The 20,908-nt window shown below is 41.6% G+C and carries 15 protein-coding genes; 11 read left to right on the plus strand and 4 right to left on the minus strand.

The window, feature by feature from the left end; all coding sequences use genetic code 11:
- Nucleotides 1-68 precede the first annotated feature (68 nt).
- Nucleotides 69-374 carry a hypothetical protein gene (locus B4F91_RS00870; protein ID WP_064385293.1) on the plus strand — a complete coding sequence of 102 codons (306 nt, stop codon included), beginning with the start codon at nucleotides 69-71 and terminating at the stop codon, nucleotides 372-374.
- Nucleotides 361-828, plus strand: coding sequence for a ribosomal protein S18-alanine N-acetyltransferase (rimI, locus tag B4F91_RS00875; RefSeq protein WP_286937546.1), 468 nt, complete (start codon nucleotides 361-363; stop codon nucleotides 826-828). The genes B4F91_RS00870 and rimI overlap by 14 nt, the downstream gene beginning before the upstream one ends.
- Before the next feature lie 48 nt (nucleotides 829-876).
- Here the strand turns inward: rimI and B4F91_RS00880 are convergent, their stop codons facing one another.
- The gene (locus B4F91_RS00880) at nucleotides 877-3,549 is read right to left on the minus strand and encodes an ATP-binding protein (RefSeq protein ID WP_288635327.1); all 2,673 of its coding nucleotides are present in this window, start codon (nucleotides 3,547-3,549) and stop codon (nucleotides 877-879) included.
- 427 nt (nucleotides 3,550-3,976) lie between these two features.
- Nucleotides 3,977-4,645 (minus strand): TetR/AcrR family transcriptional regulator, encoded by a 669-nt coding sequence (locus tag B4F91_RS00885; RefSeq protein WP_286938884.1) that lies wholly within the window; start codon nucleotides 4,643-4,645, stop codon nucleotides 3,977-3,979.
- A gap of 240 nt (nucleotides 4,646-4,885) precedes the next feature.
- On the opposite strand from B4F91_RS00885, the gene B4F91_RS00890 reads away from it, so the two are divergent.
- From B4F91_RS00890 to B4F91_RS00920, 7 genes are all read left to right on the plus strand, one after another.
- Nucleotides 4,886-6,394 carry an efflux transporter outer membrane subunit gene (locus tag B4F91_RS00890; RefSeq protein WP_286938882.1) on the plus strand — a complete coding sequence of 503 codons (1,509 nt, stop codon included), beginning with the start codon at nucleotides 4,886-4,888 and terminating at the stop codon, nucleotides 6,392-6,394.
- Nucleotides 6,394-7,938, plus strand: coding sequence for an MFS transporter (locus B4F91_RS00895; RefSeq protein WP_286938880.1), 1,545 nt, complete (start codon nucleotides 6,394-6,396; stop codon nucleotides 7,936-7,938). Before B4F91_RS00890 ends, B4F91_RS00895 begins: the two co-directional genes overlap by 1 nt.
- A 24-nt stretch (nucleotides 7,939-7,962) precedes the next feature.
- Entirely contained in the window at nucleotides 7,963-8,997 is a 1,035-nt protein-coding gene (locus tag B4F91_RS00900; RefSeq protein ID WP_064385284.1) for an HlyD family secretion protein, read from the plus strand.
- A 289-nt stretch (nucleotides 8,998-9,286) separates the two neighbouring features.
- Entirely contained in the window at nucleotides 9,287-10,876 is a 1,590-nt protein-coding gene (gene prfC / locus B4F91_RS00905) for a peptide chain release factor 3 (protein WP_004586154.1), read from the plus strand.
- 62 nt (nucleotides 10,877-10,938) lie between these two features.
- On the plus strand, nucleotides 10,939-12,681 hold the full coding sequence (argS, locus tag B4F91_RS00910; RefSeq protein ID WP_264390016.1) for an arginine--tRNA ligase: 1,743 nt from the start codon (nucleotides 10,939-10,941) through the stop codon (nucleotides 12,679-12,681).
- 613 nt (nucleotides 12,682-13,294) lie between these two features.
- Nucleotides 13,295-13,933: a pyridoxamine 5'-phosphate oxidase gene (gene pdxH, locus B4F91_RS00915; protein ID WP_004586156.1), complete on the plus strand. Its 639-nt coding sequence runs from the start codon at nucleotides 13,295-13,297 to the stop codon at nucleotides 13,931-13,933.
- 12 nt (nucleotides 13,934-13,945) lie between these two features.
- Entirely contained in the window at nucleotides 13,946-14,713 is a 768-nt protein-coding gene (locus B4F91_RS00920; RefSeq protein ID WP_273588757.1) for a TatD family hydrolase, read from the plus strand.
- On the opposite strand, the gene B4F91_RS00925 is transcribed toward B4F91_RS00920, so the two are convergent.
- Nucleotides 14,680-15,300 (minus strand): AhpA/YtjB family protein, encoded by a 621-nt coding sequence (locus B4F91_RS00925; RefSeq protein WP_004586158.1) that lies wholly within the window; start codon nucleotides 15,298-15,300, stop codon nucleotides 14,680-14,682. The genes B4F91_RS00920 and B4F91_RS00925 overlap by 34 nt on opposite strands.
- Before the next feature lie 151 nt (nucleotides 15,301-15,451).
- Between B4F91_RS00925 and serB the strand changes: the two genes are divergently transcribed.
- Nucleotides 15,452-16,468: a phosphoserine phosphatase SerB gene (gene serB, locus B4F91_RS00930; protein WP_288635328.1), complete on the plus strand. Its 1,017-nt coding sequence runs from the start codon at nucleotides 15,452-15,454 to the stop codon at nucleotides 16,466-16,468.
- A gap of 191 nt (nucleotides 16,469-16,659) precedes the next feature.
- On the opposite strand, the gene B4F91_RS00935 is transcribed toward serB, so the two are convergent.
- Nucleotides 16,660-19,137: a PilZ domain-containing protein gene (locus B4F91_RS00935; RefSeq protein ID WP_286938623.1), complete on the minus strand. Its 2,478-nt coding sequence runs from the start codon at nucleotides 19,135-19,137 to the stop codon at nucleotides 16,660-16,662.
- A 359-nt stretch (nucleotides 19,138-19,496) separates the two neighbouring features.
- Between B4F91_RS00935 and radA the strand changes: the two genes are divergently transcribed.
- Entirely contained in the window at nucleotides 19,497-20,882 is a 1,386-nt protein-coding gene (gene radA / locus B4F91_RS00940; protein WP_004586161.1) for a DNA repair protein RadA, read from the plus strand.
- Nucleotides 20,883-20,908: the final 26 nt, after the last annotated feature.

The raw sequence follows: 20,908 nt of genomic DNA on the forward strand, positions 1-20,908 counted from the left end.
GCCATTTCTTCTTTACATCGTTTTTATTACTTCATATATTGTTCTAGTGTTTAATCTACTGAGTTGTTATGCATCCACGTTACGCAGCTATTTTTGGTATAGAAAACCTTGAACTAAATCAGCATTATCGTCCTAAAAATACTGAGACTACTTCAGCCGTTTCACAAAGCACTCCAGCTGAGCCTTTAGCGCTGAGCAAACAGTTATTAAGTGATATACGTTTAAGTGCACCTTCTTTAACAATTAATCATGTTTTAAAAGGGCCAGACATACAGTTAACCGACGATAAACTTACACTACCAACCTCACAGCTCAGTGCTTCTGATAAGCGCGCTTTATGGGCTTTAATGAGCACACACCTTGATAAACTTTAAACCTGTAAACGAAAGCGCAATAGCACAATTAATGGCTATTGAAACTGCCTGCCACTCTCACCCTTGGTCTCTTAAAACAATGAGCTCTTGCATGGGCGGCCGTTACTTTAATTTAGCGGCGTTTGATGAAAACACCCTAGTAGGTTTTTATATAGGTGAAAAGGCAGGGCCTGATTTTACCCTTATGGATATATGTGTAACGCCCAGTGAGCAAGGTAAAGGCATTGCAAGGCAGTTACTTAGCCAGTTTATTGAATATGGCGAGCAGCAAAATGCTGAAAATCTTTTTTTAGAAGTACGCGAATCAAACGCGCGTGCAATAACGCTTTACGAACATGCTGGCTTTACGCAAATGTCGGTACGTAAAAACTATTACCCAAGCGATGAGCCCTATAAGAATGGCTATGAAGACGCCATACTAATGGGTATGGCGCTTAACTTAGGGTTTAGTTAAAGGGTTAAATTAAGCGCTAAATAAACGTTTAAAGTAAAATACGCGCTTTTAGGCGGTTTCTTTACTTTTAGCTATGGTTTGCTCAATAGCATTAATTAAATTTACAATTAATGTGGGGCGCTGCGCTTGGTCATTACTAAGCAGGTTTTCTTCTAGTAGCGCTGCACTGTGGTAAATATCGTCAAAATTAAAACAACCAGCACTGCCTTTTAAGCTATGAGCTACGCTTCGAAGTGCTTCTGCATCGTTACTGGCTTTTAAGCTGTTTACCTTTTGTAAGTAACTTGGCAGGTTAGCCACATAGTTATCGTTAATTTGTTGAAACTTTTCACTTTTTAGTAAACTATCCCACTTGTTCTGATTATCTTTTTCAAGATTTAAGTAACTGACTAGCACGTTTTCAAGCGCGTCTTTATCAATGGGTTTTGCCAGCGCTTTATCGCAACCTGCCTCAATGTATGTGTCTATATCATGGTTCATTACATTGGCAGTAAGCGCGATAATGGGCCCATCGTAGGCTGCATGACGTAGCATTTTAGTTGCCTCAAGGCCGCCCATTACAGGCATTTGCATATCCATAATAATTAGCTGGTAGTCGTTTACTAACGCCATTTCTACTGCTTGTGCACCATTGTTAGCCATATCTGGCTCTAGGCCCCAGGTTTGTAAAAGCAGTTTTATAAGTAGCTGGTTATCGGGGTTATCTTCGGCAACTAATATGTTGGCATCAAAACTCGAAGTGGCAAACGACAAGAAAGGGTCTTTTTCTGGAATAAGCTGTGCTTGCTCAGTTAAAAGCTCAAGTGACTGTTTAGGCTCGTTAATATGGCAATCAACGGTAATAGCAAAGCGACTGCCTATGCCAATTTCGCTTTTTAAAGTAACATCGCCACCCAATAATTGCGCTAAGTTTTTAGAAATACATAAACCTAATCCTGTGCCTCCAAAGCGGCGCGTGGTGGTGGCATCAGCTTGTTCAAAAGGTTTAAATATACGCTCTATTTGGTGCTCAGACATACCAATACCGGTGTCTTTAACAACAAATTCAAGCTGCTGCTTACTTTGCAAATAATGCACACAAATTGACACCTTGCCTTGCTCGGTAAATTTTACGGCATTGCTGGCTATGTTTATCAAAATTTGTTTTAAACGCGTCATATCACTATAAATAGTGCGCGGTAATGGCAGCTCGTAATGAATGCTAAACCCGAGCTGTTTTTCATGTGCTAGCGGTTCAATAATTGATTCTATATCGTGAACCAGCTGCACTACATTAAGGGGTGCTTGCTCTACAGCGAGCTTTTCTGCTTCTATTTTAGATAAATCGAGTATGTTGTTTATTAGCTCTAATAAGTGTTTAGAGTTTCGTAAAATGGTATTTAAATGCTGTTTGTCGTTAACCACTTTATCGTTAATTAATAACTGCTCGGTAAAGCCCATAATGGCCGTAAGTGGGGTGCGAATCTCGTGACTCATATTTGCTAAAAAACGGCTTTTAAGCTGGTTAGCTTGCTCTGCTTGAGCTATGGCAAGTTCAAGCTGGCTGTTCATCGCTTCGAGCGCTTTAGTACGGCTTTCTACTTTGTCTTCTAGGTGGTGTTTATATTCTTCTAGCTGCTCTTGGTAGTGTCTAATTTGGTTAATCATGTGGTTAAAATCGTTAAACAACACGCCGACTTCATCATTTGTATGAGCAGGTAAATTTATCGATAAATCACCATCACCTACACGGTGGCTGGCGGCCCCTAAAAGCTCAATTGGGTTTAGCAGTAAATTGCGCACAACCACAAAAATAAGGATAGGCAGGGTGATCACCGAAATTATCACAATTAAGCCTGTGATTAAGCTAATTGCCTTACCCGATTGATAAAGCACACCTTTTGGAATGGTTGATACAAAGTAATAACCGCCGCTCATTTGTACAGCAAATATCATTCTTTCTATTTTATCTATGCTCGAAAGCTCAATCGTCGAAAGGGTGCCTACATCGGCTAAATCGTGAACCTGCTCAAGCTCGTGCTCGGTAATATATTGCCCGCGTAAGCTGTAGTCTGAGCTAAATAAAATTTGCCCGTCGTTGGTTAGCAGTAAATTAAGGGTGTTGTTATAAGGTGCCTCTAAAATACTGGTGTTTAATATAGAGGGTTCAACTTGTAATACTATAAAGCCAAGTTGTTGTGGGCGTTTTAAATAGTAATCAACACTTTGTACGCGCTGTACAAAAAATAAGTTGGTGGTGCCATCGTTGTTTTGCACCATAAATTGTTGTTGGCGCAAATTACTTTGCAGTACTTGCTTAAAAAATGGGTATGACTGCGGTGCGGTAGTTAAATTATTAGAATAATACGCGTCACTTTTACCACTGGCCGAGACTAAGTTAATACTAATTATATCTGGGTAGGCTTCGCTGTAACTGGCAAAAACATCCATTAGTGCCCCTAAGCGGCGGGTATAGCTGCCATCAGCATGAATGTCGTTTGATAAAAAATCGTTTAAAACAGGCGAGGTAGACAGTAGTTTTGCTGTTGAATGAAACGAGTCTATGTAGTTGAAAACCTTTTGCTGTTGCTGCTCAACAAAGCGACTCATTATAAGATCAGCCTGCTTTTGTGTTGAGTTGGTTACGTTAGTTAATGTAAAACCACCTAAAAACAACAAGGGTAGTATAACAAGCGGGGTTATATACCATAATAATCGAATACTTAATTTACTGGTTTTCATGACCAAACTACTTATCCTCCGTGCAATCTAGCAATGATATGCGTTACGACTTTATTACACAAGAAGCGTAAGCTGATTTGGGTTAATTTAGCGTAAAAAAAGTGTGTATATAATTGGTTTAAATACGGCTAATGAGCACCGAAAGCGATATTATCTTTAAGGCGCTATATTTAGCTTTATTTTAAATAAGTTAGCGGCTGCGCTGCTTGGTTTTTTAATTATATAGCTAACAGTGCAGTATCAATGCCTGTCATAAATTGAGCGCAAGGGGCTAACCCGTAGCGCTATTTTTATATTTATTAGTGTTTAGCACAACGCATTAAAATATGCGTTGTTAGGGCATTGGCATTAAGGGTAATTTAGCCACGCTTAAAATTAATGCGTGGCTTTAAAATGCTATTTATTTAAAGTATTACACATTTAAAAATTAGTTCTTTTGAGTGTGAGCCGTACCGTAAGAGCGCACTAAAAAGTTTATTGCTACTTCTACCCAGCGGTCTATATCTTTTTTAAGCACTGGCTGATCGGGGTGAGTTAAGTACATTAAATGTAGCTCACTGCGCATTAAGGCAACAAATAGGTTAGTGGCTTCTTCAATGTTTAATTCTTCAAAATCAAGCTCTTTAGATTCCACTGCCGCTTTTAAATAATTAGAGACCTTGTCTTTTACCACCCGCGGGCCAGAGTTATAAAACATATGACCTATGGCGGGTAAGCGGGGGGCTTCAGCAACAACAATTCGGTATAGAGCCATGGCTGTCTCTGATAGAGCGATTTGTAAATAAGCATGCCCAAGGCGGCGTAAGTTTTCTGTTAAGTTGCCTGGCTTAAACGTTATATTATCGATTGATGCTGTAAATATTTCGCATTCACTTTTAATGACCGCTAAAAATAAAATTTCTTTATTTGCAAAGTGAGCGTAAACCGTCGATTTTGATACGCCTGCCTCACGTTGGATCATGTCGGTGGTTGCACCATTAAAACCATGAATTAAAAATATTTTACGTGCAGCGTGTAATACCGTTCGTGCTTTTGCGCCAAGCTCTAATTCACTTGGAGGCAGAGTGTTTTGGGCATTAGTAAGCGTTTTTGTCATTACATTTCACCTTGACATAATGTTAAATTACGCCTAGCATATCAAACCGAGCGGTACAGTTCAATTTGAGCTTTGAGTTAAGGGTGTTTTTAGCAGCTGTTAACTATCGGTATTACCCTGTTTAAATGTATTTAAGGTGTGACTAGGCAGCAATTAGCGTGCTTAGCTTTTTTTTTGCTTATCACTCGAACCGAGCGGTACAGTACATAAATAATTGTGTTATTAATTTAGGATTTAAAAATGGCTAATCAGTGTCTTAATAAAAGACTTTTTAATTATTCGCGGCATTCAGCTATTGCGCTTACATTAGCTGCGGCTTTGTCTGGTTGTGTAGTGGGTCCTAACTTTGAAGAGCCTAATACAAATATAAACAACGATGCTATAAAGCCAACTCCCGAATTTACTCAGCTACAACGCGGTAATGCTGAATTGGCGTGGAATTGGTGGACAATTTTAAACGATCCTATTTTAACGGAGCTAGAGCGCAAAGCACAGTTAGGTAATCTTGACTTACAGCTAGCATCAAGCCGAATTGCCCAAAGCCGCGCGGCATTGGGTATTGCATCGGCAGACCGCTTACCCAGTGTATCTGCTGGGTTTGACTACAAGCGCGAAGGGCTGAGCGAAAATGGTAAGTTTGTTGCACTCGGTGCGCCCTCAGAGCCTGATAACTTTTGGCAGCTTGGTTTTGATGCCAGCTGGGAACTTGATTTATGGGGCCGTAATAAACGTGTTGAAGAAGGGGCCTTCGCTATGCTGCAGGCCTCTTTGTATGCGCGTGAAGCCGTGCGTGTTAGCTTAGCTGGCGAGGTGGCTAAAACATATTTGTTACTGCGCAGTGCACAAACGCAGCTAAACATAACACACGAAAACAAAACTATTGCAGAGCGTGTGTTAAAGCTTGCACAAAGCCGCGAAAAAAACGGTGTAAGTACACGTTTTGAAACAATTAGTGCAAAAGCAGAGCTGGCAACAATTAATGCTGCGCTACCAGAGCAAACGCAGCGCCGTAATGTGTTAATGAACGCGCTTGCGTTGCTAGTAGGTGAAAAACCACGTGCCTTAAATGCTTTATTAGCCGAGCGTATTGCCGCGCCCGTTATGCCAAGCGAAATCCCTTCGGCTATTCCATCAGAATTTGTGAAACGCCGCCCAGATATTTTACAAGCGCAAGCAAACTTACACAGCGCTGTTGCCGCTATTGGCGCGGCCGAAGCGAATTTTTACCCACGCATTACTTTAACGGGCTCATTAGGAGTTGAAGGGTATGCGCAGAGTGATTTATCAACCTGGGATTCACGTGTTTTTTCAGTGGGACCAAATGTTTATTTGCCTATTTTTCAGGGTGGGCGCTTAAAATCACAGCTTAAGCTTACTAAAGAGCGCGAGAAAAACGCGGCTTTAACGTATCGTCAAACTGTACTAAAAGCGTGGCACGAAGTTGATAACGCAGTAGATGGTTGGGCTGCGCAGCAAAATCACCATCACAAAGTTGAAATTGCCCACGACTTTAATAAGCAGGCTTTACAAACCGTTGAAAGAGCCTACCAGCAAGGGGCAGCCGACTACCTTAGTGTTTTAACGGCGCAGCGTAATTTATTAGCAAGCCAAACTAAGTTAAATAACAGTGCAACCAATGCCTCGATTGCGGTTGTAAATTTGTATAAATCTCTCGGTGGTGGCTGGAACCCAGACGCGCTACCTGAAAGTGCGCTTACGCCAATGTCAGCCAAGGCGGAGGGCGAGTAATGAATGCAGTCACGATTAATGTGCCTGTACAAAATGCAGCACCTGTTGCTAAGCCCGCAGGGCCTTCAAAACAAGCACTGGCTGGGCTATTAGGCATTTTTATTGCCGCTATGATGGCGGGTTTAAATAACCGAGTAGGGGCACTTGGATTAGCAGATGTTAGGGGCGTAATAGGGGCTAGTTTAGACGATGCCTCTTGGCTTTCAAGCGCCTATACCGTTGGGGAGCTAATCGCTATGCCTTTTGCTTCTTGGTTTGCTATTACGTTATCGGTTAGACGCTTTCATATTTCTATGGTGACTATATGTGGCGTTATTGCGGCTATTTTGCCTTTTATTCATGATTTAAACTTATTAATTGCTCTGCGTTTTGTGCAAGGGGTAAGTAGTGGCGCGCTCATTCCTATATTAATGATGGCTGCACTTAAATTTTTACCCCCTAACATACGTTTACACGGTTTAGCGCTTTACGCCATGACCGCTACATTCGCTCCAAATTTAGCTATTTGGCTAAGCGGGCAGTGGGCTGATGTGTTATCGGACTGGCGCTGGATTTACTGGCAAGTTATTCCGCTTTGTATTATTGCGGGCTCACTAACTGCGTGGGGGCTCCCAAAAGAGGGCGTTAAATATGCGCGCTTTAAAGAAGGAAACTGGTTAGGCCTAGTGTGCGGCGTATCGTCTTTGACGTTAATTGCCATCGCGCTTGATCAAGGTGTGCGTTTAGATTGGTTTAATTCATCGCTTATTAGTGTGTGTTTTTTTGGTGGGCTAATTTTATTTGGCTGCTACGTATTAACCGAGTGGCATCACAAAGCGCCGTTTATGAGACCGCAATTATTAGGCCGACGCAATTTAGGTATTGGCTCTGTACTGCTTACCATGTTGTTAGTGGTGTTGATGTCGGGCTCAATGTTGCCCTCAACCCATTTAGCCAATTTGCATAGCTATAGAGCATTACAGCTAGCGCCAGTAGGGTTATTAATTGCGCTACCACAACTTGTACTTGGCTCGGTAGTGGCACTGCTTTTATACAAAAAATGGGTAGACGCCCGCATTGTGATGTCAATTGGATTATTTTTAATTGCGCTGGCCTGTTTTAGCGGCGCACAAATTACGCCTTTATGGCATCGCGATCAATTTATCACAGCGCAGCTGTTGCAAGCATTTGGCCAGCCCATGGCAGTGGTCTCTATTTTATTTTTAATGACCAGTGTACTAGACCCAAGCGAAGGGCCGTTTTTTTCGGGAACCATAAACACATTACGTGTGTTTGGCTCGCTTATTGGCGGGGCTGTTGTGGGGCAGCTATTAACGGTGCGCAGTCATTTTCATAACGAAATGCTATTAGATCGCGCCTCACTGGTCGGTAATTCATTGGCAAACACCATACCTAATGATCAATTAGGTGGCGTTATTGCCCAGCAATCGTTAGTGATGTCGGTAGGTGATGCCTACTTGGTGCTAGGTGTGTTAGCACTTGTATTAATTCCGCTGGCGCTATGTATGAACTTTGTACCAGCCCCGAATCTTAATAAATCTTAAATTTTAATTGTTGAGTAATATATTATGGCCTTACCAAAAGTAGTTAAATTAACCGTTGTAGCAACTATACTTGCCGTTGTTGCAGGCAGTATTATTTATCTTAATAAACCGGAGTCGCAAAGTGCAACTCAAACAACTGACGATGCCTACGTGCAAGCCGACTTTACCTTTGTGGCGCCTCAGGTATCTGGCACGGTAGATCAAGTACTCATTAAAGATAACCAGCGAGTACAAAAAGGCGATTTAATTGCCACCATAGATAATCGCGATTTTGTAGTGGCCCTAGATTCTGCTAAAGCCCAAGCTAATAGTGCTAAAGCAAGTGTAGCTAGCTTGCAAGCTAAGCTAACTTATCAAGATTCGCTGGTACAACAAGCGCAAGCTGCGGTAGAGGCCGATACTGCATCACTTAAATTAGCGCAGTTAAATTTAAAGCGTTATACCAACTTAGCAACCGATGGCTCAGGCACTGTGCAAGCACGAGAAGAAGCACAAGCAAAGCTGGCTATTCAAAAAGCAAACTTGCATAAAAACCAAGCAGGCCTTGCAGCAGCAAAGCAGCAAATTGAAATTTTACGTGCCGATATCGAAAAAGCCAAAGCCGTACTTGTACAAGCTAAAGCTCGTGTAGTAGATGCCGAGCTTAAGTTATCGTATACCCAAATTACTGCACCTATTGATGGCATAGTTGGCCAAAAATCGGTGCGTGTAGGGGCGTATGTAAACCCAGGCAGCCCGCTATTGGTTGTTGTACCACTTGATAAAGTGTTTGTTAGTGCAAACTACCGTGAAACTCAACTAGCTAATGTAAAAGTAGGCCAAGAAGTTGAAATAAAAGTAGATGCACTACCAGGGCAAATTTTACGTGGCCACGTTGATAGCCTAAGCCCTGCCAGTGGCGTGAGCTACTCAGCCATTGGTGCACATAACGCCACAGGAAACTTCACCAAAATTGTGCAGCGTTTACCGGTTAAAATTAGCTTAGATGCAAACCAGCCGGCGCTTAAGCAGTTACGAGTAGGTATGTCGGTGGTGCCAAGTATTTCAATAACGCAGTAGCACATTGCGTTAATTACAGGGCCAGTAACCATGTTGCTGGCCCTTAAAATTAGTTACTCCTTCCTTTTGCATATAAAGCCAAGATATTTTTGAGTTAGATAGCACACTTTTATACCGACTCCTGTTACAATTGCCACTATTAAAAAATTAGCTATATGGCGTTAATTGTTGTCAATTTATTCACACTAAATTGCTCAAAGCCCAGTTAATAACGATCAACTTAACGGGTTGCCTTGCATACACTTAATGTTATGCATGTAACTTGGCATCAAACTAAAAGAACTTATTAATGGCAGACCAGAATATTATCAACGAAATTAGCAAGCGAAGGACTTTTGCAATCATATCGCACCCGGATGCTGGTAAAACCACCATCACCGAAAAAGTACTTTTGTTCGGACAAGCGATTCAAAAAGCCGGTACTGTAAAAGGCCGTGGCTCTAATCAGCATGCAAAGTCTGACTGGATGGAAATGGAAAAAGAGCGTGGTATATCGGTTACTACCTCCGTAATGCAGTTTCCGTATAACAATGCGCTGGTTAATTTACTTGATACCCCTGGACACGAAGACTTCTCAGAAGATACTTACCGTACATTGACCGCGGTAGATTCGTGTTTAATGGTTATTGATGCCGCAAAAGGTGTAGAAGAACGTACCCGTAAGCTAATGGAAGTTACGCGCCTACGTACCACGCCTATTGTTACCTTTATGAATAAGTGTGACCGTGATATTCGTGACCCAATGGAACTACTTGATGAAGTAGAAACAGAGCTAAATATTGCCTGTGCGCCTATTACTTGGCCAATTGGTTGTGGTAAAGAGTTTAAAGGTGTTTATCACATTCATAACGACGAAGCGGTTTTATACAAAACAGGCCAAGGTCATACTATTCAAGAAGTTCGCACTGTAAAAGGCCTAGATAACCCAGAGCTTGATACCGCCATTGGTGAAGAACTCGCTGAGCAATTACGTGAAGAGCTAGAGCTAGTAATTGGTGCCTCAAATGAGTTTGATCTTGAATTGTTTTTAGCGGGTGAGCTTTCACCGGTGTACTTTGGTACAGCCCTTGGTAACTTTGGTGTAGACCATGTACTTGATGGTTTAACGCAATGGGCACCAACGCCATTACCGCGCGAAACAGATGACCGCCAAGTAATCGCAACAGAAGAAAACTTTACCGGCTTTGTGTTTAAAATTCAGGCCAACATGGACCCTAAACACCGTGACCGCATTGCCTTTATGCGTATTGTGTCGGGCAAATACAGCCAAGGCATGAAAATGAACCACGTACGTCTTGGTAAGCAAATTAGTATTTCTGATGCGGTAACCTTTATGGCGGGCGATCGTGAGCGCGCAGCAGATGCATATGCGGGCGATATTATTGGTTTGCATAACCACGGTACCATTCAAATTGGTGATACCTTTACGCAAGGCGAAAAGCTTAAATTTAGCGGTATTCCTAACTTTGCTCCTGAGCTATTTCGTCGTATTCGTTTGCGCGATCCGCTTAAGCAAAAGCAGTTATTAAAAGGCTTAGTACAACTTTCTGAAGAAGGTGCTGTACAGGTATTTAGACCGCTTACTAACAACGATTTAATTGTAGGCGCGGTAGGTGTACTACAGTTTGATGTAGTTGTCGCGCGCTTAAAAGCTGAGTACAACGTAGATGCAATTTACGAAGGCGTAAATGTAAATACGGCACGTTGGGTAAGCAGCGACGATGTTAAAAAGTTTGAAGAGTTTAAACGTAAGTGCGAAAGCAACTTAGCACTCGATGGTGGCGATAACTTAACTTACATAGCACCGAGCCGTGTAAACCTTAACTTATCGGTAGAGCGTTACCCAGAGGTAACCTTTAACCATACGCGCGAAAACTAGAATCGACTGACTAAAGTTAACTGAAAGCCTGCTATGGCGGGCTTACAAAGGTAAATAATATAATGAACATTCGTACTATTTTAGTAGAAAAAGCCATTGCCGCCATGACCGCAGCAGGCCTACCAGAAGACACAAACCCAGCTGTTACACAAAGCACACGCCCACAGTTTGGTGATTACCAAATTAATGGTGCAATGGGCGCCGCTAAAAAAATGAAAAGCAACCCACGTGAGCTTGCGCAAAAAATTATTGATAACCTAGATGTAACCGACATCGCTGAAAAAACAGAAATTGCCGGCCCTGGTTTTATTAATATTCATTTAAAGCCTGAGTTTTTAGCCAACAGTGTAAAAGCAGCAAACAACGATGCAAAACTGGCTGTAAACGAGCACGCAAACCCGCAAACTGTCGTGGTAGATTACTCATCACCTAACCTTGCAAAAGAAATGCACGTAGGCCATTTGCGTTCAACCATTATTGGTGATGCCATTGTACGTGCGCTTGAATTTAGAGGCGACAAAGTCATTCGTCAAAACCACATGGGCGATTGGGGCACACAATTTGGTATGCTAATTGCGCATTTAGAAGATCAAATTAGCCAAGGCGTAGACTTAGAGTCGGTAGCGCTTGCTGATTTAGAAACGTTTTACCGCGATGCTAAAAAGCGTTTTGACGATGAAGAAGGCTTTGCCGATAAAGCCCGTGACTATGTAGTTAAACTACAAGGCGGCGACGCGCACTGTGAAAAGCTATGGAAGCTATTTATAGCGACCTCTGTTAAGCACTCTGAAGAAGTTTACAAACGTCTAAATGTAACGCTTACCCAAGACGATATTATGGCTGAAAGTGCTTACAACAGTGAGCTTAACGATATTATTAGCCTGTTAAAAGATAAAAACATAGCGGTAGAGTCGCAAGGCGCACAAGTGGTCTTTTTAGATGAACTTGCTAATAAAGATGGTGAGCCATCGGCGTTTATCGTGCAAAAATCTGGCGGCGGCTTTTTATATGCAACCACCGATTTAGCCGCGTGTAACTACCGCTCAAATACCTTAGGCGCTGAGCGTATTTTAATATTTGTTGATGCACGCCAAAGCCTTCACTTTAATCAAGTGGAGCTTACCGCACGTAAAGCAGGCCTTTTACGCGATGAAACCAGCTATGAGTTTTGCCCGTTTGGCACCATGATGGGCGCCGATGGTAAACCATTTAAAACCCGTACAGGTGGTACAGTAAAACTTGCTGATTTACTTGAAGAATCAATTAGTCGTGCAGCAACAAAACTTGCTGAGCGTGAATCTGATTTATCAGATCATGATCGCAGCGAAATTGCGCGTAAAGTAGGTATTGGCGCTGTTAAATACGCTGATCTTTCTAAGCATCGTACCAGCGATTACATATTCAACTGGGACACCATGTTAAGCTTTGAAGGCGCAACAGCACCTTACTTACAATATGCTTATACTCGTGTGCGCAGTATTTTCCGTAAATCAGGTGTCGATGCCGCTACGCTAAATGCAGATGTAGCTATAGCTGAGCCGCAAGAAAAAGCACTCGCGCTTAAACTGCTTCAGCTTGAAGAAGTCCTTGATTTAATGATCTCTGAGGCTACTCCGCACGTACTATGTAGCTACTTATACGAGCTAGCTAGCCTATACATGACATTCTACGAAGCCTGTCCAGTACTTAAAGAAGGCGTAGAGCCAAACGTACGCGATAGCCGTTTAGTGTTATGTAATTTAGTGGCAGATACACTAAAAACAGGATTGGATCTGTTAGGCATTGAAGTCATGGAGCAAATGTAATCACCGTCGTATTTTAACCTAATACTGCGTTATCCACCCCAACTTACCCTAATCACATACAAATCGTATGCTCATAGGGATAAGTAGGAGGTGGATGCCTTGTCTTAGGCTAAACTACATAGGTGAACCTTCTGCTTCGTGTAGTTCGCTTTGACTGCGTTGTCGTGCTTTTTTAGCCTAAGTCACATACTAACTGTATGCTCCTTGGCATAAAAAAGCACTTCGCCTTGTCAGCACTCCTGCACTTGCAGATATCTGAGTTGTGTAGTTCGCTTTAGCTGCGTTGGTAAAATTATTTAGCCTAAGTCACATACAAACCGTATGCTCCTTGGCATAAATAGTTTTACCGCCTTGCTAGCACTCCTACACTTGCAGATGATTTTAGGCTTTACTTGACGAACTTTTGTAAGTTAATCAATTTTGTAGCTGATAGCTGATAGCTGATAGCTGATAGCTGATAGCTGATAGCACCGTAGGTTGGGTTGAGTGAAACGAAACCCAACATTAACCAAGCACTAACCCAAAATATAAAATTGTTCTTATTACTGATTACTATTGATTGCCTGACCTTACTTACCCACATACGCTTTAATAAACAGAGAAGGATTTGTTTATGAAACTCGAAGACATCCGCCGTGAATACCTGCAAGACGCGCTAAGCGAAGATAATTTGCAAGATGATCCATTCAAACAATTTGAAACGTGGCTTGAGCATGCTGTGGGCAGTAATATCCCAGACCCAACGGCCATGGTTGTGGCAACGGTTGATGAAACCGGGCAACCTTCACAGCGTATTGTATTGCTAAAACATTTAGATGATAACGGGTTTGTATTTTTTACTAATACCGGCTCACGTAAAGCGCAAGAGCTAAAAGGCAATAACAAAATATCGCTGCATTTTCCGTGGCATCATATGGAGCGCCAAGTGATTGTATACGGCGAGGCAAAACCATTACCGACGGCTGCAGTCGCTAAATATTTTTTATCGCGCCCTAAAGAAAGCCAATTAGCAGCATGGGCCTCAGCGCAAAGCAGGCCGGTCTCATCGCGCAAAGTGCTTATGGAAACCTTTGCCAATATGAAGAGTAAATTTGCTAATGGTGAAATTCCATTGCCTGATTTTTGGGGGGGTTACTGCGTAGTCCCTTCTAAAATAGAGTTTTGGCAAGGCGGCGCACATCGTTTACACGACCGCTTTATATATCAGCGCCAAACTGATAATAGCTGGCAAATAACACGTTTAAACCCTTAACCGGTTTACGCTGTGAAGTTTATAGACTCCCACTGCCACCTCGATTTTGCTGAGTTTGACGCAAACCGCGAAGCACTCATAAAAGAGTGTATGGCTAAAGGCGTTGAGCGCTTTGTTGTGCCAGGTATTAGCTTGGCGCAATCTCAGCAACTAATTGAATTTAAATCTAAATACCCACAAGTACATATTGCCGCAGGGCTTCACCCTTACTTTTTAGATGAGCATAAAGATGCTCACTTAGCGCAGTTATTCGATTTTGCAAAAACCAATAAAAAACAGCTGGTGGCAATAGGGGAGTGCGGGCTTGATAGAAGTATTGATGACCTTGAAAAACAAACCAGCCTATTTGAGCAACATATTACCCTTGCTAACGAGCTCAAGCTGCCGCTTATTGTGCATCACAGGCAAAGCCATGATTTAATTGCGCATGCGTTTAAGCGCTGCAAGCCAAAATATGGCGGCGTGATACATGCATACTCAGGCTCTATGCAACAAGCACAGTATTATATTAAACAGGGCTTTAAATTAGGTGTAGGTGGCGTTATTACTTATGAACGAGCAGCAAAAACCCGTGATGTAATTGCTCAAATAGAACCGCAGCATTTAGTGCTTGAGACGGATGCGCCCTCAATGCCATTAAGTGGCCATCAGGGAGAAATTAACACCCCTGCGCATATTCCTGCTGTATTTGAAGTTTTATGTAGCTTAAAGCCAAATAGCAATAAAGCCGAACTTGCTCAGCAGCTTTACGATTCTTGCTCTGAGGTTTTTTGCATATAGCGATTTACCTGCCAACGTTTTAGGCCTCGCCCTAGCTGCCATGTAAAAATACAGGCTATTACTAGCATTAATAAAACTTGCCTGCCTAAATCATGAAAGTGATTGTGGCTGTCAGATATTGCCGCGCGGGTTAAATAAGTAATAGATACAAAGCCTAAAGGCTTATCTATGTCGCTTACAACAGGCTCAACAAACGGGGTTTTTAGTTTACTAATCCCTGGGGTGGACTCTGGCAATTGGCCAAATATATGGTGCGATTGCCAGTGATCGCTGCTGGCTATAAGTACGCCTTGCTGATCGTAAATTGTGGCTGAAAGTACAAACTCGTCTTTGCTTATATCATTACACAAAGCTCTAAGCTGTGGCTTATTTTTAGCAAGCAATGGCTCTTTAGCATTAAGTGCCATAAATGAGGTTAAGCTTTTGGCAGTATTATCGGCACTATTATAAAGTAGTTGGTGGCTTTCAAAGCTACTGTTAACACCTACAAAACTCAGTAATACAAAACAGCCCGCAGCCAATAACAAGCGAACGATTCGCTTTCTTTGTGATGCAGACAAAGGGCTTTTTATATGGTTATTTTTCATAGTCACCGTATATGCTACTGACAGCATTTTGATTTGATGTTACAACTACGCTAACTATAACCTTAAATCTACCCCGATGGCGAATTTAGCGTTATGAATACCCTAATTGATACGCCAAATTAGAAAAATAAATAACAAACACGGAGAACCCATGTCGCAAATGAACATGGCACAGCCAGCTGCTGAGCAAGCATTACATTCTTTAACGCTAAACACATGGTTTGATTACGAAGAAGGGAGTTTTACTCCTGCTCAAACAATACCAGATAAAACCGTTGGGTTATTTAGTATTGCGTTTGCGGGCGATTTTGAACTAAAGCATGTAACGAGTATTATCGACTTTTTAAAAACGCACGCGCTTAAAGTAAGCGCTGTATGTCAATATCAGCCCGACTTAGGGTTAGCCCCAGCTCTGTGTTTTTATAGCCCAGAGGCGGAGCAAAAAATTAACCCGCTTGCGCTAAGAGAGTTTGCAAACACGCTTGATTTTCAGCTAGTGCAAGTTACAACGCCACCTAACCTATATGAGCCAGGGCTGCTGGTTATGGATATGGACTCTACCGCCATCACCATAGAGTGCATTGATGAAATTGCACGTTTAGCAGATGTATATAACGATGTGGCTTCTGTGACCGCGCTTGCAATGGCAGGCAAACTAGATTTTAGCGAAAGTTTAAATCAGCGTGTAGCAAAGTTAGCCGGCATAGAGCAAAGTTTAATTGAAGACTTAAAAAACACCCTACCATTAATGCCAGGTATTAAAGCATTATGCCAAATATTAAAGCAGCATAATTGGTATCTTGCTATAGCGTCAGGCGGGTTTGTACCCTTTGCCGAGCGTGTGCAGCAGCTGATTAATTTAGATGAGGTACATGCTAATGTGCTTGAATTTGCAAACGATAAACTCACAGGAAAAGTCTCTGGTGCCATTGTTGATGCGCAGCAAAAAGCGGTTGTTTTAGAAACACTGCAGCAAAAGCTGGGCTTAGCAAATACGCAAACGGTAGCCATTGGCGATGGTGCAAACGATTTGCTCATGATGGAAAAAGCAGGATTAGGCGTTGCCGTACACGGTAAACCAAAAGTGGTGGAGCAAGCTCAAGCGGCTATATGTCAGGGTTCATTACTGCAATTGTTGTATATGTTGGCTATTCCCTTAAATAAGTAACCTGAGAATATCCACCAAAATAAGTTATACCAATCGGGTTAAGTTATTTAGACATTTATAGCGACAGATAAATAGCGTGATAACAAGGCATAAATTTCGACATGTAGTTGTTCTACATGAGAAATTTATAACGCCGCTAACGCTTTATTTAGCACGCTATAAACTTTTAAGTCGATTGGTATTTAAGCCGCTTAGCGCAAGCGGTTTAACCACAGCAGCTTTCTGCGGCCCATTTGAGCGACCTGCTTTTGATCTAACTCTAAATGGCTAAGCGCTTCGTCGGTTATATCTACAATATCACCCACCCCAGATACTGCCCACAGCGCTTCTTCTATGTCTTTTGCTTTGTGCATTGCATATTGGCTTACATATTTAAGTTCGTTTGATAGGTAGTCTGTATCTGGGCGACCCGTTCGCGATAAGTACAAGCGCATAACAAATACCAGCTCAGATTTAACGCCTGCGCTAATTTGCTCACTAAAGCTTGAATAGCTTTCCCCTAGTACGCATTGGCTCGTCACAGCCTTTTCAATGTTATCTTGTTTAGGGTCAAAATTAATTGCGAGTGTAAACGGCAAAGGCGGGTCTTGTCGGCTACGATCTTTAATGCTTGGGGTGATCACATCAATAATTTGTTGCTGCGTTAAAATATGGCTTAGGTCAGTTTTATTATTTAATAAGCCAAAATTTTGTAAAATCACGTGAATTGGGCTGGCATATAAACCAAAACCTATGGCACCTGGAATAAAGTGGCTTGCTTCTTTATGTAAATAAAGCGGGAATTGGCACACACTTTTGGTCACCATATTTCTCAGTGCGGTAGAAAGGCCTTCTATTTTAGGGGCTTCTTCAGACACTTTTAATTTATCTTTATTACTTTGAATTAATTGGGTAAAAAAGTTAACCCCTGCATGTGGTAAGTCAGCAACTCTGTTGGCTTTTAAATTAATGGTCGTTAACGACTTACTAATTGCCATCACTTCGTATTTAAGCTCACTTAAATTATGCTTTTTAGTTATTTTTTGTAAATCGGGGAAAGACAGTAAAACAATATCGCCTTTTTTAAAGCTAACCGGCGAGGCTGACTCTAATTGCAAGCCCATAACCGAAAAATCCCGAGTATGAGCCTGATACTGCTTATCCTCAAACGTAAGCTCGGCAGGTGTTTTATATAAGTAACGTTTGTGAGAGCGTAAATTTACATACTCTAGTGGCACAATATCTAAATAAGGAGGCTTATTATGCTTAGCGTGGCCAAAATGTTTAAGCTGGTTAACTAACGCCTTATCGTAGGGCTGCTTCTTATAATGCGCTTGTTCTTCACTGTTGCCAATGGCGGTTAAAACCGCAATGTATTTTACATCTTTTATAAGGCCTGCCACTCTTGGAGAAGGTGGCTTATTTAGCTTTTCTATGTTTTTACCCGCCGAATTAGGCAACGATAATGGAATAAACGAATCATCAGGGTGGCTTGGCATAACTTGTAACTTAAAGCATTGCCAACTGTCTTTTTGGCTACCAAACCCTAAAAACAGGTTTCTTAGTTTAGGGTTGTTATTAAGCTCTGTACGCGTGGCTGAGTAGTAATAAATTTTTCCTGCAGAAACATGAGTAAACGTATATAAGTAATCTTCTTTTACTGCGTTTACTTGGGTAAGCATTTGACTAATTCGTTGATTATTTAAAATGCTATATAAGCAGGGCACTTTTCGTTCATCAGTAAAATAGCGCTGAATAAAAATATTATTTTCAGTGGTTAGGCTTAAACTAGGAACAATTTGTTCGCCTTTTTTACTTATAAACACGTATAAAGAGGTAACGCGCGGAATATAATATTGCTCATAACCCTTTGAAACAACAGCATCTAGGGTGTTATCTAAGTTCACTTTATAGCGGCGTTTATTACCGTTTATAAAGCTATCTAAAAAATTATCGAACGCTTCATTTTTTTCTATAAAAGTACGCTTTAAACGAATGTGGTTGTATTCACGAGATATGTTTTCAACTGCAACTACTTCATATTGAATGCCATTTTTAAGGCCTAGCTCAAAATCTTGCTCAAGCCCTACTAGCCGCATGGCAATTAGCTGCCCTTTTTTTATAATTTGGCGGGTAGGAAGCTTAATTTTACAACCACTCAAAGAGATATCTGAGGTACTCGCGGCAATGTTTTTCTTATCGTTGTACTCAATTTTAACTTTAATCGAGTAGTTCATTCGCTCCTCAGAGCGGCTTTCATAAGAGGCAAATTTTATTACGCTGGTAGTCAGAGTGTCGTTTTCAACTTGTGTATCACTTTGCTCTTGTGCTTGTTTTTGTAATACGCGATGGTTGTTTTCGGTATTCATTACCGCTTCGTATACCGCTAAAGTATAGCCGCCGTGTTGTTTTAAGGCTGCCTCAAATACTTCTATGGCGGTGTCATCCATAAAGTGTTGTTTACCATTGTGCTCATACGGGCGAACTTGGCCTGTTACTAAGCCTCGCAGGTCAACAAAACGGGCAACTGGCTGAGATAGGCGCGACATTTCCATTTTCATTAAAAACTGCTCAGGCTTTGTTAAACCTGCCGTTTTAGATTTGAAAATTAGGTCGAACTTTGCGTTACCTAAATAGGTTTTTAGCTCATTTACGAGGTCTTCGTGTTTGAGCAGTATGTCTTCAGCCATTTATAAATCGTCACCGTCTAATTGAAAAGTAGGTATACTGTAAAGTCCATTTATTTGAAAAATTCAATAAACGTAACATCGTGCTATGTTATTAATATAGGTACGATTTTTCGTGTAAGTACAGTTTAACTCTTGTTATTATGTGTTAAATGCCAATTTGTTGGCAAGTTACTTTAAAGTATTTAAAAGCAATAAGTATGCCCTAACTTAAAGTAAAAGAGAAAATTACATGTGTTTGTTTCTAATATAGATCCTTGATTGGCTTTAGCAATGTAGCGCTGCTATGTCGTTCTCCCCATGATAAAATAAACACCTAAATGTATGCATTTTAAATTAAAGAATAGTAGGTAAGGTTATAAATGGCTAAGGCGGCAAAAGTAGAATTTGTTTGTACTGAGTGCGGTATGAACTACCAACGTTGGCAAGGTCAGTGTCGCTGTGGTGCGTGGAACACGTTGGCAGAATTTAAACCCTCTGCAGGGCAAAGTAAAAAAGCCGCTGCGCGAGCAACCGTTGGTGGTTATGCAGGTGGCATTGGTGGCGGCTCTAAAAAAATTGATGATGTAGCCACCACCGAGGCCGAAAAGCAGCTAACAGAAATAGGCGAGCTTGACCGTGTACTAAGCGGCGGCGTAACTACGGGCTCGGTTAATATTATATCGGGCGACCCAGGGGCGGGTAAAACAACGCTATTATCTGATTTAGTAGCCAGAATGTCGCAGCGTATGCCATCACTTTACTGTACTGCTGAGGAGTCGTTGTCGCAGTTTAAAAACCGTGTAAACCGCTTAAAGCTTAACTATAACGCCGATGAGCTTTATTTACTTTCTGAAACTAGCGTAGAAACCATTATTGAAGAGCTTGATAAAAATAAAATTAAGTTTGCTGTTATCGACTCTATTCAAGCTGTTGTAACCGACACTGCAAATGGCAGCCCTGGTTCGCCTTCGCAAGTAAAAAGTGCCGCGCAAGCGCTTACTCAGTATTGTAAGCAAAACGATGTCACTATGTTTATTATTGCCCATGTTAATAAAAACAACGAAATTGCAGGGCCGCAAACATTAGTGCATATAGTGGATGCCTTATTGCATATTGACACGAATGATGGACAAGTACGTACGCTTAGAGCTAATAAAAACCGTTTTGGTGATATTGATACCGTAGGCATTTTTAAAATGTGCGAACGCGGCATGCTAAGTGTTGATAACCCCAGCGAGATTTTTTTATCGGGATCAAGTACTGAATCACCAGGCTCTACTATTACGTGTATCCGAAAAGGTAACCGTAATTTATTGCTCGAAATTCAATGTTTAACCACCGAAACCGAAGCCGAATTTCCGCAGCGTGTGTGCGTGGGTTTAAACATGAACCGAATAAAAATGCTCACTGGTATTTTACGCAAACACACCAAAACTAAAATATTTCACGATACGTTTTTTAATATTGTGGGCGGCTTACGAATCGATGAAACCGAAACCTGTATTGATTTAGCGTTAGTAACCGCGCTTTTAAGCAGCTTAAACGAGTTTGTTGTACCGCGTACAACCTGCATTATGGGAGAGCTTAGTTTAAACGGCGATGTGCGCCCAATCGACAGCGGTGTACCACGGGTTAAAGAAGCGGCACAGCATGGGTTTACTGAAATATTTATTCCGTTTCGTAATTACCATAAATCGATGGAAGGACTAGGGGCTAAAATTACGCCAGTAAAAACCGTGCACGAGTTACTGAGTTTAATTAATTAACGCTTACAGCTGCTGCTGTGCAATGT

It is taken from the genome of Pseudoalteromonas sp. UBA6610, from assembly GCF_002433295.1.
Lineage (GTDB): Bacteria > Pseudomonadota > Gammaproteobacteria > Enterobacterales > Alteromonadaceae > Pseudoalteromonas > Pseudoalteromonas atlantica.

What these genes read in the sequence shown, in the direction of transcription:
- B4F91_RS00870 (WP_064385293.1), top strand. Translation starts at nt 69, where the DNA reads ATGCATCCACGTTACGCAGCTATTTTTGGTATAGAAAACCTTGAACTA.
- B4F91_RS00880 (WP_288635327.1), bottom strand. Translation starts at nt 3,549, where the DNA reads ATGAAAACCAGTAAATTAAGTATTCGATTATTATGGTATATAACCCCG.
- B4F91_RS00885 (WP_286938884.1), bottom strand. Translation starts at nt 4,645, where the DNA reads ATGACAAAAACGCTTACTAATGCCCAAAACACTCTGCCTCCAAGTGAA.
- B4F91_RS00890 (WP_286938882.1), top strand. Translation starts at nt 4,886, where the DNA reads ATGGCTAATCAGTGTCTTAATAAAAGACTTTTTAATTATTCGCGGCAT.
- B4F91_RS00895 (WP_286938880.1), top strand. Translation starts at nt 6,394, where the DNA reads ATGAATGCAGTCACGATTAATGTGCCTGTACAAAATGCAGCACCTGTT.
- B4F91_RS00900 (WP_064385284.1), top strand. Translation starts at nt 7,963, where the DNA reads ATGGCCTTACCAAAAGTAGTTAAATTAACCGTTGTAGCAACTATACTT.
- prfC (WP_004586154.1), top strand. Translation starts at nt 9,287, where the DNA reads ATGGCAGACCAGAATATTATCAACGAAATTAGCAAGCGAAGGACTTTT.
- argS (WP_264390016.1), top strand. Translation starts at nt 10,939, where the DNA reads ATGAACATTCGTACTATTTTAGTAGAAAAAGCCATTGCCGCCATGACC.
- pdxH (WP_004586156.1), top strand. Translation starts at nt 13,295, where the DNA reads ATGAAACTCGAAGACATCCGCCGTGAATACCTGCAAGACGCGCTAAGC.
- B4F91_RS00925 (WP_004586158.1), bottom strand. Translation starts at nt 15,300, where the DNA reads ATGAAAAATAACCATATAAAAAGCCCTTTGTCTGCATCACAAAGAAAG.
- serB (WP_288635328.1), top strand. Translation starts at nt 15,452, where the DNA reads ATGTCGCAAATGAACATGGCACAGCCAGCTGCTGAGCAAGCATTACAT.
- B4F91_RS00935 (WP_286938623.1), bottom strand. Translation starts at nt 19,137, where the DNA reads ATGGCTGAAGACATACTGCTCAAACACGAAGACCTCGTAAATGAGCTA.
- radA (WP_004586161.1), top strand. Translation starts at nt 19,497, where the DNA reads ATGGCTAAGGCGGCAAAAGTAGAATTTGTTTGTACTGAGTGCGGTATG.